General features: G+C 61.9%; 9 protein-coding genes. 3 read left to right on the forward strand and 6 right to left on the reverse strand.

From position 1 onward, the window contains the following. Positions 1-187: 187 nt before the first annotated feature. Positions 188-1,609, forward strand: coding sequence for a DNA repair protein RadA (radA, locus tag CKO36_RS01130; RefSeq protein WP_200279362.1), 1,422 nt, complete (start codon positions 188-190; stop codon positions 1,607-1,609). On the opposite strand, the gene CKO36_RS01135 is transcribed toward radA, so the two are convergent. The 3 genes from CKO36_RS01135 to amrB are packed head-to-tail and all read right to left on the reverse strand — an operon-like array spanning position 1,606 to position 4,363. Then, positions 1,606-2,889: a CNNM domain-containing protein gene (locus CKO36_RS01135; RefSeq protein WP_200279366.1), complete on the reverse strand. Its 1,284-nt coding sequence runs from the start codon at positions 2,887-2,889 to the stop codon at positions 1,606-1,608. The genes radA and CKO36_RS01135 overlap by 4 nt on opposite strands. A 57-nt stretch (positions 2,890-2,946) precedes the next feature. After that, complete coding sequence (gene amrA / locus CKO36_RS01140) at positions 2,947-3,555, reverse strand: AmmeMemoRadiSam system protein A (RefSeq protein ID WP_200279369.1); 609 nt, start codon at positions 3,553-3,555, stop codon at positions 2,947-2,949. Continuing rightward, on the reverse strand, positions 3,542-4,363 hold the full coding sequence (gene amrB, locus CKO36_RS01145) for an AmmeMemoRadiSam system protein B (protein ID WP_200279372.1): 822 nt from the start codon (positions 4,361-4,363) through the stop codon (positions 3,542-3,544). Before amrB ends, amrA begins: the two co-directional genes overlap by 14 nt. 148 nt (positions 4,364-4,511) lie before the next feature. Between amrB and amrS the strand changes: the two genes are divergently transcribed. Together amrS and CKO36_RS01155 are read left to right on the forward strand one after the other, a co-directional pair. Beyond that, the gene (gene amrS / locus CKO36_RS01150) at positions 4,512-5,675 is read left to right on the forward strand and encodes an AmmeMemoRadiSam system radical SAM enzyme (RefSeq protein WP_200279539.1); all 1,164 of its coding nucleotides are present in this window, start codon (positions 4,512-4,514) and stop codon (positions 5,673-5,675) included. Then, positions 5,629-7,215, forward strand: coding sequence for an O-linked N-acetylglucosamine transferase, SPINDLY family protein (locus tag CKO36_RS01155; RefSeq protein ID WP_200279374.1), 1,587 nt, complete (start codon positions 5,629-5,631; stop codon positions 7,213-7,215). Before amrS ends, CKO36_RS01155 begins: the two co-directional genes overlap by 47 nt. Before the next feature lie 36 nt (positions 7,216-7,251). Here the strand turns inward: CKO36_RS01155 and lpdA are convergent, their stop codons facing one another. The 3 genes from lpdA to aceE form a co-directional block, all read right to left on the reverse strand. Beyond that, entirely contained in the window at positions 7,252-8,688 is a 1,437-nt protein-coding gene (gene lpdA / locus CKO36_RS01160; RefSeq protein WP_200279377.1) for a dihydrolipoyl dehydrogenase, read from the reverse strand. 67 nt (positions 8,689-8,755) lie between these two features. Then, positions 8,756-10,495, reverse strand: a complete 1,740-nt coding sequence (gene aceF / locus CKO36_RS01165) for a dihydrolipoyllysine-residue acetyltransferase (RefSeq protein WP_200279380.1) — start codon at positions 10,493-10,495, stop codon at positions 8,756-8,758. A gap of 83 nt (positions 10,496-10,578) precedes the next feature. After that, positions 10,579-13,227, reverse strand: a complete 2,649-nt coding sequence (gene aceE / locus CKO36_RS01170; protein WP_200279383.1) for a pyruvate dehydrogenase (acetyl-transferring), homodimeric type — start codon at positions 13,225-13,227, stop codon at positions 10,579-10,581. Positions 13,228-13,260: the final 33 nt, after the last annotated feature.

Here is a 13,260-nt window from a genome sequence, read left to right on the forward strand (position 1 = left end):
TATTTTTTATCTCAACAAGCCAGCAAGTTTCAACCTAATATTTCATTGTGCCGAATTATAGTTAAAAGCTCAATCTTTAAGATAAGTAGATAGCGATGATAATCAGTCTCGCTCAGGTTTGCGGACTCAAGGCCAGGTGGGCAGTGCGCGCTTAATGGTTTCTATTAGAGCCGTTATACTCTGCCCCATGCCATCTGCTCCCCACCAGCCAAAAAAATCCAAGTCGCTGTTCGTCTGCGGCGCCTGTGGCGCTCAGTTTCCAAAATGGAGCGGCCAATGTTCGGATTGCGGGGCCTGGAATCAAATTGAAGAACGCCGCGTGCCGGTTGAGTCGGGGCGCCGTGCGGCCTTGTCCGGCTACGCCGGTGCGGCCGCCGCCCCCGCTGCTACAGTGCATGATCTAACCGAGCTAGCGCTGGAGGTGGAAACCCGCTTTCCCTGTGGCATCAGCGAGCTTGACCGAGTGCTGGGCGGTGGCCTGGTCAGTGGCTCGGTGGTATTGCTGGGGGGCGATCCGGGCATTGGCAAATCAACTCTGTTGCTCCAAGCCTGCACCGCGCTCGCTGCGCGCTGGACGCAAGAGGCGCTACGCGGCTATCAGCATCCCGTACTCTATGTCACGGGCGAGGAATCGCCGGAGCAGGTTAGTCTGCGCGCCGCGCGCCTGGCGTTACCGCGTGCGGCGATTCGGTTGCTGGCAGAGACTTCGGTTGAGCGTATCCTGGCGACGGTGGAACAGGAGCGCCCGGCGATGCTGGTGATTGATTCCATCCAGACGCTCTTCACCGAAGCGATCTCCTCAGCCCCCGGTTCGGTCACGCAGGTGCGCGACAGCGCGGCCTTGCTGGTGCGCTTCGCCAAACAAAGCGGCACCACGGTGTTTCTGGTTGGCCATGTGACCAAGGATGGTACTCTGGCCGGCCCGCGCGTACTTGAGCACATGGTTGATACCGTGCTCTATTTCGAGGGCGGACCCAGCGGCACCCATCGCCTGGTGCGCGCAGTCAAGAACCGCTTCGGAGCGGCCAATGAGCTGGGCGTCTTTGCCATGACCGATCGCGGGCTGCGTCAGGTCAAGAATCCCTCAGCGATTTTCCTGGCGCGTCAGGCCGAACCTGTACCTGGCTCCGTGGTGCTGATCACCCGCGAGGGCACCCGGCCCCTGTTAGTGGAAGTGCAGGCGCTGGTGGATGAAAGCCCGCTGGCCAATCCGCGCCGCGTCACCCTGGGACTGGATCAAAATCGTCTGGCCATGCTGCTGGCAGTGCTGCATCGCCACGGCGGTGTGCCGCTGTTCAATCAAGATGTCTTTGCTAACGTGGTCGGCGGAGTGCGAGTCACCGAGACCGCAGCCGATCTGGCACTGGTGCTGGCGGTGCAGTCAAGCTACCGGGATCGCGCACTGCCGCTGGAACTGGCAGTGTTTGGCGAGATCGGCCTGGCTGGAGAAATTCGCCCGGTGCCCAATGGACTGGAGCGGCTGCGCGAAGCCGCCAAGCACGGCATGCGCCAGGTCATCATCCCCAAGGCCAATGCGCCCAAGGGCGGTATTGAGGGGCTGGAAATCCGCGCCGTTACCCGCCTGCGCGAAGCGCTGGAAGCGGTTTAACGACCCACCTCGCTGTCGCTGTCATCATCCTGACCGGCGTATTTCACCGTCTTTACGGCCGTATCATCGGCTTGAATAATCTCCAGCGGATAACCGTGCAGTTTCAAACTGGTGCCCGGCTCAGGGATGGTTTCCATGTAATCGAGAATCAGACCGTTAAGTGTCTTGGGGCCATCGGTGGGCAGCTCCCAGCGCAGGGCGCGGTTGAGTTCGCGCACCGTGATACCGCCATCGAACAACAGGCTGCCGTCTTCGTTGCGGTGCAACTCAGGGAAGGAATCCGACGGATCAGTGGTGATTTCGCCGACGATCTCCTCGACCAGATCGGCCAGTGTAACCATGCCCTGAAAGTCGCCATACTCATCGACAATGAGTGCAATGCGCTCCTTGGCACGTTGAAAGTTCAGCAACTGTCGATAGAGCTGTGTGCCCTCGGGGACAAAATAGGGTTCACGCGCCAGGCGGCGCAAGGCGTCCTTCAGCCCGTCACGTTCGAGCAAGCCGCCAAGCGCATTGCGGGCGTGAAAAATGCCAATGACATTATCAATACTGCCATCGAATAGCGGCAGGCGTGCGTAGCTGGAACGTTTGATAGCGTTGATGATGTCTTCGTCATCATCCTGAATATCGATGCCCTCAACCTCATGCCTTGGGACCATGATGTCTTCGACCGTGGCCTGCTCCAGGTTCAGGATAGCCAGCAGCATGTCGCGACTGCGCTCGGGAATCATAGCGCCGGCCTCAGTGACCACGGTGCGCAATTCCTCCTGACTCAGGGCATGGCCCCGGTGCTCGTCCGGGCGCACACCGAGCTGCTTCAGCAAACCATTAGCGATGAGATTCACCAGCCAGACAATGGGATACAGCACTCGCAGCAGCGGCATATAGATGATGGCCGCTGGATAGGCCAGGCGCTCGGGATGCAAAGCGGCCAGCGTTTTCGGTGTCACCTCAGAGAACACCAGAATCACCAGCGTCAGGAGTCCGGCCGCCAAGGCAATCGTGCCTTCTCCGCCCAGGCGCAGGGCGATCACCGTCGCCAGCGATGAGGCCAGTATATTGACGAAATTATTGCCCAGTAGAATCAGGCCAATCAGCCGGTCAGGGCGTTCGAGCAAGCGCGCGGCCAATTGCGCGCCACGATGCCCCTGTTCCGCCTGATGGCGCATCCGATAGCGGTTCAGCGTCATCAATGCCGTCTCGGAGCCGGAGAAGAAGCCCGAGAGAATCAACAAACCGAGCAAGACCAAAAAGAGTCCGGCCAGCGGAAATTCGTTCACGGCTGCTGTGGACGTATCGCCATTGAATGAAGAATCGTGAACCGGGAGGCGCGCGCTTTATTCACCAAAATACTCGGTGCGGTAGCGCCAGGCGCGCAGGTTCTCGGGCCATTCCTGTGCAGACAGGCCGGCTTTGCGCTTGAGATGGCGCAGAAAATCCTCTGCGCGCGGCAGCTGTTCCCACACCGAGGGCAAAAAGGTGCCACGACGCGCGCCGGCCTCCAAAATCAAGCCATCAACGCCCGGGCAGAGCGCCGCCAGCAGCTCATCTTCGCTTGCGCAGGCCATAGCTTGCCGGGGCCCGATCACGGAAATACTAATGTGCAAAGCTGCAAACTCGGCTTGATGCAGCGGCTCAAAACGCGGATCGCGAAAAGCTGCGGCAAAGGCGTTGTCGCTCACATCCGCCGCCAGGCTGCGGTGCGGGGAAGCTTCCAGGCTGCCAATGCAGCCGCGCAGCTGGGCGTACAATTCGAGCGTGACAAAGGCCGCACCGGGTGCGCGCAGTGTCTCAGATTCCGACTCGGGATGCAGCACCGCCGCATGGCCATATTCCAGCCCTTGAGCAATGGAGGCGCGGGCAATAACCAGCAAACGTCGGCGGTCAGCGTCAACCAAGCGCGTGCCTGGCGCTGCGCTGGTGGTAGAGGCATCAGTGGAAGGCATAGGCACCATACCCGACCACGCGGTCGGGTAAGCCGGCTGTCTGGCTGGAGTTGCGCAAATCGAGCTGCTCGACGCTCAGTCCGCGCTCGCGCGCCAGCTGCAACAGCCCCGACATTGGGTAACGACCACAGGCCTGCTCCGGGCCGATGGCCTGTGGTTGCAGATTCAAAATGGCGGCCGCTGTTTGTGCATCCAGAGCGCGGGCACGGGCGTCATCGAGAAAATGGCTCAAATCCGAGCTGATCAGGATCAGGGTCTCAGCGCCACCCCACAGCGGCGCCAACACCCGGGCCACCTCAACAGGGCTGGCAGTCCCCACCAGCAGCGGCACCAGTTCAAAGTCGCCCAGCATGTGCTGTAAGAATGGCAGTTGTACCTCCAGACTGTGCTCACCCTCGAAGGCGGCATCCAATCGCTGCACCAGCCCCTGTTCAAGCAGGGGCGCCAGCGCCGACCGGGCCACGGGTACCCGGCCCAGCGGTGTCTCGAAGGCCTCAGCGTCACAGATGGCCAGCCCGTGCAACGGCCAGCGATGTGCCGGGCCGAATAGCACCACACGGCGAATGTCAGCCGCCTGGGGCGCCAGGCGCGCATAGGCACTGGCGGCAATCGGTCCCGAGTAGGAATAACCGGCATGCGGCACAATCAGTGCCTTGGTCCGTTGCTTGGACGACGTCCCTGGCTCGGCCACCGCTGGTTCGACCACCGCTGCACGGCGCGCAAAGCAGGCGTCAATGGCGGCGCGCAAGTGCGCCGGATCGGCGGGGTAGAAGGTTCCGGCCACGCAGGCGTGGCGAATGTTGGTCATGCCAAGCGCTCCCAAGCAGGTTCAATTGCACCCAGGCGACGCGCATTCGCGCCTGTTCAGTTATAGTCTAGACGATGCTTGCTCAGAACAGAACCGTCGTCGTCACGCGCGCGTCTGTCTCCACCCAGAGGAGGCCATGCACATGCACATGCCCAGCACCTCAGCAACCGCAACCGCCGCCGCCACAACACAGCACCTGAATGCCGAGCATGACAGCTTTTGTCATGGCCTTGAAGATGGACGCGTGCAATGTGATCTCTGCCCGCGCGTCTGCCGGCTGCGCGCGGGGCAGCGCGGACTGTGCTTCGTGCGCGGCGCGCGCGAGGGGCGTATTGAGCTGCTGACCTACGGACGCTCCAGCGGCTTTTGCATCGACCCGATTGAGAAAAAGCCCCTCTATCACTTTTTGCCCGGCACCCCGGTGTTGTCCTTCGGCACCGCTGGTTGCAACCTGAGCTGTGACTTTTGCCAGAACTGGGACATCAGCACATCGCGCGCCACCGATACTCTGGCCGCCCAGGCCAGCCCGGAGCAAATTGCCCGCACCGCCCGGCAGCACCATTGCCGCAGCGTCGCTTACACCTACAATGATCCGGTCATCTTTTTGGAATATGCGCGCGACACCGCTCACGCCTGTCAGGCACTAGGTGTGAAGAACGTCGCCGTCACTGCCGGTTACATCAGCCCCGGTGCGCGTGAGGCCTTTTTTGCTCCCATGGACGCCGCCAACATTGATCTCAAGGCCTTCAGCGAGGACTTCTACCGCCGCCACTGTGGCGGACATCTCGCGCCGGTGCTGGAAACCCTGCAATACCTGAAGCAGGAGACCCAGGTCTGGATCGAAATCACTACCCTGCTGATTCCGGGGCTGAACGACAGCGACGCCGAACTCAACGCCCTGTGCGCCTGGATTGCCGAACACCTTGGCACCGAAGTGCCGCTGCATTTCTCGGCGTTCCACCCAGACTTCAAACAAGGCCACCGCCCACCGACGCCACGCACGACACTCGTTTGCGCGCGCCAGACTGCAATGGCCCATGGTTTGCATTATGTCTATATTGGCAATCTGCACGACCGTTGCGGCGCCAGCACCTGGTGCTCCAACTGCGGCGCCCAACTGATTGAACGCGAGGCCTATCAGCTCGGCACCTGGAACCTAACCACCTCCGCCACCTGCGCGCATTGCGGCACCCTCTGTGCCGGCGTATTCGAAGCCCGGCCGGGTGACTGGGGGGCGCATCGACAGCCAATAACGATCACCCACCATGCATCCCCTGCTACACACCGCCTACGCCAAGGCCGCCCGCGCTGACTTTCCCGCGTTGCTGCGCCTGTGTGAACAGGTGCGCAGCGATCCGGCTGTCACCCCGGATCATCTGCTCGACAGTGCCAACCTGCTAAACCAATACGGCTTTCTCAGCGACGCCGAGGCCTGCTGCCGGCAAATCCTTGCGCTGGCCCCGAAGGATCTGCGCCCGTGGGTCACGCTTGCGAATCTGGAACGCGAGCGCGGAAACCATGCCATCTCCCGCGCCTACTATGCCCGCCTGCTGAGCCAGCGGCCGGATCACCCTGTCATCCGCCGGAATCTCCTGATCGGCCTGGAGTACGACCCCGCCGTCACTGACACTGATCGCCTCAACGCCGCCCATGCCTGGGGCGAGTGGGCCATCGCGCGCGCTGGCGGTCCCCGTCCGCGCCCGCCGCTCAAGCCACTGGGTGATCGCCCACTGCGCCTGGGCTATGTCAGTGCCGACCTGTGTCAGCACACCGTCGGCCTGTTTCTCCACCCCGTACTGGCCGCCCATGATCCTAACCGCATCACCGCCTTTGCCTACAGCGCTGGTGCGCATCGGGACTGGGTTACCCGCGCCATCACGGCCAACTGCCGTGCTACTGGTGGCGCCTTGCGCGATGTCACCCGCCTGGATGACACCGCCTTGGCGCAGCGTATCCAGGCGGACCAGATCGACCTGCTGGTCGATCTCTCCGGCCACACCGCCGGCTCGCGCCTAAGTGTCTTTGCTCACCGCCCCGCACCGGTTCAAGTCAGCTGGCTGGGTTACTTCGCCACCACCGGCCTGGCGCCCCTGGATGCGGTACTGCTCGATCACTGGCATGCCCCCGCAGGCACCGACCGCCAGTTCATCGAACCTCTCCTGTCCTTAACCCCCGGGCGCTGGTGCTACCAGCCCGTCCCATTCGCCCCCGAGGTCGCATCCAGCCCGCATCAAACCACCGGCACCATCACCTTCGGCAGCTTCAATAACACCGCCAAGTACCACATTGAGGTCTTCGCCCTCTGGGCCCGGGTGCTTCAAGCCGTGCCAAATTCGCGCCTGATCCTCAAATGGCGCACCTTCAACGATGCCGCGCTCAAGGCTCAGGTCACCGACTGCTTCCAACGCTATGGCATCGCCCCCGAACGCCTCGACCTGCGCGGCCCTTCCTTCCATGAAACCCTGCTGCGCGAGTATGCCGACATCGACATTGCCCTCGATCCCTTCCCCTTCAATGGCGGTTTGACCAGCTGCGAAGCTCTGTGGATGGGGGTACCGGTGATGACCTGGCCGCAAGCGCGTGTGGTCAGCCGCCAGACCCACGCGGTGCTCCATCAGATTGGCCTACCCGATCTGTCGGCCAAGGATCCGGAGGGCTTTGTCCGTCTGGCCGCTAACCTGGCGCGCGACACCGCCCGCCTGCGCGACCTGCGCCGAGGACTCAGAGCACAGATGCAAGCCTCAGCGTTGATGGATGTGCAGGGGTTTGCGCGCAGTCTGGAGGAGACGCTGATCGCCTGCTATCGGCGGACTGAGGGTGGGGCTGCCATGGGTGCCACTGGCAGCAAGTGAGGCGCGAAGCGTAGCCCGGGCCAGGATTGATCTTAGCTAGCGCTCACGCCGCTTCGGTGGCAGCAAATCGGTGATGGAGCCATGCGCCATCTCGGCAGCCAGACCGATGGTTTCGTTCAGTGTCGGGTGCGGGTGGATGCTCAGCCCAATGTCTTCCATATCCGCGCCCATTTCCAGCGCCAGCACCGTCTCGCCGATCAACTCACCGGCATTGGGGCCAACGATGCCGGCGCCCAGGATGCGCTTGGTTTCGGGGTCGAACAACAGTTTGGTCAAACCCTCGTCGCGATGGATGCCGAGTGCGCGCCCACTGGCGGCCCAGGGAAAGACGCCTTTTTCGTAGGCAATGCCCTTGGCCTGAGCCTCGGTTTCAGTCAATCCCATCCAGGCGACTTCCGGGTCGGTGTAAGCCACCGAGGGGATGGTCAGCGGATCGAACAGGCTCGGCTCGCCAGCAATCACCTCGGCAGCCACCTTGCCTTCGTGGGTGGCTTTGTGCGCCAGCATGGGGCCACCGACCACATCGCCAATGGCAAAGATGTTGGGCACATTAGTGCGCTGATGGGCATCGACCTTGATAAAACCGTGCGGATCGACCTTGACTCCGGCCTTCTCAGCGTCGATCTGCGCCCCATTGGGCAGTCGACCGATGGCGACCAGTACGCTGTCGTATTCGGCCTCAGTGTTTTCCTGGCCCTCGAAGCGCACCTGGATGCCACGACTGGTGGCGGTCATGGCAGCCACCTTAGTCTCCAGCAGAATGCGGTTGTAACGTTTTTTGATGACCTTTTGGAGCGCGCGCACCAGATCGAGATCCGCCCCCGGCATCAGTTGGGCTTGCATCTCTACCACGTCGATGGTGCTGCCAAGGGTGCCATAGACACTGGCCATTTCCAGCCCGATGATGCCGCCACCGACGATCAGCAGCCGCCCGGGAATGTCTGGCAACTCCAGAGCATCAGTCGAATCCATCACCCGCGGGTCTTCATGCGGAAAGCCGGGGATACGGATCGGGCGCGAGCCGCAAGCGATGATGGCCTGATCGAAGTGCACCGCCACATGCCCCTCGCGACTGTCAACGCCAATGCGGTTAGGTGCCTCGAAGCGGCCAGTGCCCTGCACCACCTGCACCCCGCGCTGTTTGGCCATGCCGGCCAGCCCGGTGGTGAGTTTTTTGACCACCTTGTCCTTGCCGGCGCGCATCTTGTCCAGATCGATCTCCGGTGGGGCGAAGGTCACCCCCATGGCACCGAGGGTTTTGGTTTCCTCGATAATCAACGCGGTGTGCAGCAAAGCTTTCGATGGAATGCAGCCGACATTCAGGCACACCCCACCGAGGCTCGGGTAGCGTTCGATCAACACCACGCGCAGGCCAAGGTCGGCGGCACGAAAAGCAGCCGTATAGCCGCCGGGGCCACCGCCCAAAACGGCAACCTGAGCGCTGAGTTCTTGATGTGAGGCGGAGTCGGTCATGATGTCTCTGATGGTTTCTATGAATACGAGAATTCGCTCTGTTATGCCTTGACAGCAAACAACCGCTTTACAGCAACAACCGCCGAATATCCGACAGCAGCCGCCGCAGCAGGCTGGTGAAGCGCACGCCATCGGCGCCATCGACGACTCGATGGTCATAGGACAAGGATAGCGGCAGCATCAACCGGGGCTGGAAAGCCTGGCCATCCCACACCGGCTTCATCTCGGTACGCGAAACGCCGAGAATGGCGACTTCGGGGGCATTGACGATAGGGGTAAAGGCGGTGCCGCCGATGCCGCCAAGGCTGGAGATGCTAAATACCCCGCCCTGCATGTCGGCGGCCAGCAGTTTGCCGTCACGGGCTTTTTGGCTGAGGCTCATCAGCTCCTCGGCCAGGACAAACAAGCCTTTTTGATCAACATCCCGCACCACCGGCACCACCAAGCCATTGGGGGTATCCACCGCCACACCGATGTGGCAATAGTGCTTGTGAATCAGTTGCTCGCCATCGGCGGCCAGTGAGGCCTTGATGATCGGCATCTGGTTGAGCGCGGTGGCAACGGCCTTGAGCAAAAAGGGCATGAAGGTGAGCTTGACGCCGGCTGTTTCGGCGGCGGCTTTTTGCTCCTTGCGAAACGCTTCCAGCTCAGTGATGTCAGCCTCGTCGAACTGGGTGACATGAGGCACCGTGAGCCAGCAGCGGTGCAAGTGCGCGCCACTGATCTTCTTGATGCGTGGCAGCGGTTCACTGGCCACCGGGCCGAACTTGCTGAAATCCACCGCCGGGGCACTGGGCAGCTGAAAGGGCGTGCCCGCTGCGGCGGCCGGAGCGTCACCAGCCAGACTGTGCTTAACGAACCGCTGAACGTCTTCCTTCAGGATGCGCTGTTTGCGTCCACTGCCCTTGACCCGATGCAGATCGACACCCAATTCGCGCGCAAAGCGTCGCACCGCTGGGCTGGCGTGCGGAGTGCGCCCATGGGCGATGGCGGCCATATCAGCCGGGCGTGGCAGGATGGGTGCCTTGCGCCGTTCCGCTTCGCCAGGGGCGCGCCCACCGGAGGCCCGGCTGGGGGGGCTGCTGGGTGCTGTGGCCGCTGGCCTGGTGGCTGGAGCGTCACTGGATGCAGCAGGCGTGGATGTGGCTGCATCGGCTTTGGGTGTTGCAGCTGGCGCCGGAGCACTTTCCTCATCGTCGCCGGGTTTCTGGCTGGCGTCGGTGTCGTTGGTGCGCACCCTAAACAGCCGATCCCCCTGACTGACGGTATCGCCCACCTGCACCTCAACGGCCGTCACGGTTCCGCCGCGCGGTGCGGGGATTTCCATGGTGGCTTTATCACTTTCGAGCGTCAGGATGGATTGCTCAACGGCGATCTGATCACCCACACCCACCAGCACCTCAATGACCGGAATGTCGGCAAAGTCGCCTACATCCGGCAGGCAGATCTCGACTTCCTCGGCTGCCGGAGCGGCCGGAGGCGCACCGGTTTCAGCAGCTGTGGAGGCTGGCACAGAAGCGACCGCTGATGTTGGTGCTGAAGTCTCCGCTGCCGGCGTTGCGGCGGCGGCCGTTGCCACCCGCATCAATGGGTGGCCTTGACTGATCCGGTCGCCAACCGACACCAGCAGCTCTTTCACCTCCCCACCCATGGGTGAGGGGATCTCGATGCTGGCCTTGTCGCTTTCGAGCGTTAGCAGCGACTGCTCGGGCGCAATCCGCTCGCCTGGGGCGACCAGGATCTCGATGATTTCGACATCTTTGAAGTCCCCGATATCGGGAAGCAGAACCTCTTCTAGCTTGGCCAAAGGTGGCATCTCCAGGCAATCTTGTCAGTCGTCAGTACGCAGTGAGCCGGTATCGGCGGTTCGCTGGCCGCATTCCGCAGTCGTTATTGCGTCACCGGGTTGGGCTTGTCAGGGTCAATGCGATATTTGCTGATCGCCTCGCTTACCTGCGCCGGCTCGATGGTGCCTTCAGCGGCCAGAGCACTCAGGGCGGCCACGACGATATACCAGCGATTGACCTCGAAGAACTTGCGCAACTGACTGCGCATGTCGCTGCGCCCAAAGCCATCGGTGCCGAGTGTCAGGTAACGTGCCGTGATATAGGGACGAATCTGATCGGCATAAGCGCGCATATAATCGGTCGCGGCCACGATCGGGCCAGTGGTCGCACCCAGTTGCTGCTGCACGAAGCTCTGGCGCGGCTCGGCGTCGGGGTGCAGCATGTTCCAGCGTTCGCAGTCCAGACCGTCGCGACGCAGCTCGTTGAAGCTGGTGACACTCCAAACCTGCGCCTGGAGGCCAAAATCCTTTGCGAGCAATTCGCTCGCCGCCAATACCTCGCGCAGAATGGTGCCACTACCGAGCAACTGCACCTGTGCCTGCGCGTCTTCCCGCACCGGGTAGAGGCCGCGCTTGATGCCATCCTCCGCGCCCTCGGGCAGCGCCGGCTGCGGGTAGTTCTCGTTCATCACCGTGATGTAATAGAAGACGTTTTCCCGCTCCTGATACATCCGGCGCAGGCCATCCTGCACAATCACCGCCAGCTCATAGGCATAGGCTGGGTCGTAGCTGACGCAATTGGGGATGGTCGCAGCGGCCAGATGGCTGTGGCCGTCCTGATGCTGCAAACCCTCGCCGGCCAGGGTGGTGCGCCCGGCGGTGCCGCCGACCAGGAAGCCGCGCGCCTGCATGTCTCCCGAAGCCCAGATCAGATCGCCAACGCGCTGGAAGCCAAACATCGAATAATAGACATAGAAGGGAATCATCGCCTGGCCATGGTTGGCATAGGCGGTAGCGGCAGCGATCCAGGACGACATGGCGCCGGCCTCGTTGATGCCTTCCTGCAAAATCTGGCCGTTTTTCTCCTCGCGGTAGTACATCACCTGATCGGAATCAACCGGCTCGTAGAGCTGACCGACATGGGAGTAAATGCCGAGCTGGCGGAACATGCCCTCCATGCCGAAAGTGCGCGCCTCGTCCGGCACAATGGGAACCACGTACTGGCCGATGGCCTGGTCGCGGACCAGAGTTGAGAGTAGCCGCACCAGCGCCATGGTGGTGGACAATTCACGCTCGCCGCTGGACTCCAGCAGCGCGGAGAAAGCCTCGAGTGCGGGCACGGTGAAGGGTTCGGTGCGATCCTGCCGCGCCGGCAGCGGGCCGCCAAGGGCCTCGCGATGCTCATGCAGATAGCGAATCTCCGGGCTGTCCGGTGGCGGCTTATAGAAGGGGGCAGCACCGATCTGATCATCGGAAATCGGAATATTGAAGCGGTCGCGGAAGGCTTTCAGGTGGGTCTCGCCCATTTTCTTCTGCGAATGGGTGATGTTCATCCCTTCACCAGCCACGCCCATGCCATAGCCCTTGACTGTCTTGGCCAAGATCACAGTCGGCTGCCCCTCGGTGCGCAAGGCTTCCTGATAGGCGGCGAAGATCTTCACCGGATCATGGCCGCCGCGATTCAGGCGCCAGATGTCCTCGTCGGTCATATTGGCGACCAGATCGGCGAGTTCCGGATACTTGCCGAAGAAATGCTCGCGCGTGTAGGCGCCCCCCTTGGCTTTGTAGGCCTGATAGTCCCCATCGACGCATTCTTCCATGCGGCGCACCAGAAAACCGTCCTTGTCGCGCGTGAACAGCGGATCCCAGTAGCTGCCCCACAGCACCTTGATGACATTCCACCCGGCGCCACGAAACACGGCTTCGAGTTCCTGAATGATCTTGCCATTGCCACGCACCGGCCCGTCGAGCCGTTGCAGATTGCAGTTGACCACGAAAACCAGATTGTCCAGCCGCTCGCGCGCCGCCAGCGAAATGGCGCCCAGAGACTCCGGCTCATCCATCTCACCATCGCCCAAAAAGGCCCACACCTTGCGCCCTTCGGTATTCAGCACGCCGCGATCACTCAGATAGCGCATGAAGCGCGCCTGATAGATGGCCATAATGGGACCCAGGCCCATGGAAACAGTTGGGAATTGCCAGAACCCCGGCATCAGCCAGGGGTGCGGGTAGGACGACAGTCCGTTGCCATCGACCTCCTGGCGGAAGTTATACAGCTGTTCTTCGCTAATGCGGCCTTCCAAGAAGGCGCGGGCGTATATGCCGGGCGCCGAGTGGCCCTGAATGAACACCAAATCCCCACCATGGTCCTTGCTCGCGGCGCGGAAGAAGTGATTGAAGCCAACATCGTACAGGGTAGCACTGGAGGCAAAAGAGGAAATATGCCCACCCAGCTCAGTTGACAGCCGGTTGGCCTGCACCACCATCGCCATGGCGTTCCAGCGCACGAAGGAGCGGATGCGACGCTCAATGGCCCGATCCCCCGGGAAGCGCTCCTGCTGCGTCACCGGGATGGTATTCACATAGGCTGTATTGGCACTGAACGGCAGATGGGCACCCGAGCGGCGCGCCTTGTCGATCAGGCGTTCGAGCAGATAATGCGCGCGCTCGATTCCCTCGTTCTCCAGAACAGCGTCGAGGGCTTCGAGCCACTCCTGAGTTTCCTGCGGGTCGATATCAGGCTTATTGGGCATAGCAGTGCGAAATCTTCAGAAGGCCAGTAACAG

The organism is Rhabdochromatium marinum (assembly GCF_016583795.1).
GTDB lineage: Bacteria > Pseudomonadota > Gammaproteobacteria > Chromatiales > Chromatiaceae > Rhabdochromatium > Rhabdochromatium marinum.

What these genes read in the sequence shown, in the direction of transcription:
- lpdA (WP_200279377.1), bottom strand. Translation starts at nt 8,688, where the DNA reads ATGACCGACTCCGCCTCACATCAAGAACTCAGCGCTCAGGTTGCCGTT.
- amrS (WP_200279539.1), top strand. Translation starts at nt 4,512, where the DNA reads ATGCCCAGCACCTCAGCAACCGCAACCGCCGCCGCCACAACACAGCAC.
- CKO36_RS01155 (WP_200279374.1), top strand. Translation starts at nt 5,629, where the DNA reads ATGCATCCCCTGCTACACACCGCCTACGCCAAGGCCGCCCGCGCTGAC.
- radA (WP_200279362.1), top strand. Translation starts at nt 188, where the DNA reads ATGCCATCTGCTCCCCACCAGCCAAAAAAATCCAAGTCGCTGTTCGTC.
- amrA (WP_200279369.1), bottom strand. Translation starts at nt 3,555, where the DNA reads ATGCCTTCCACTGATGCCTCTACCACCAGCGCAGCGCCAGGCACGCGC.
- aceE (WP_200279383.1), bottom strand. Translation starts at nt 13,227, where the DNA reads ATGCCCAATAAGCCTGATATCGACCCGCAGGAAACTCAGGAGTGGCTC.
- amrB (WP_200279372.1), bottom strand. Translation starts at nt 4,363, where the DNA reads ATGACCAACATTCGCCACGCCTGCGTGGCCGGAACCTTCTACCCCGCC.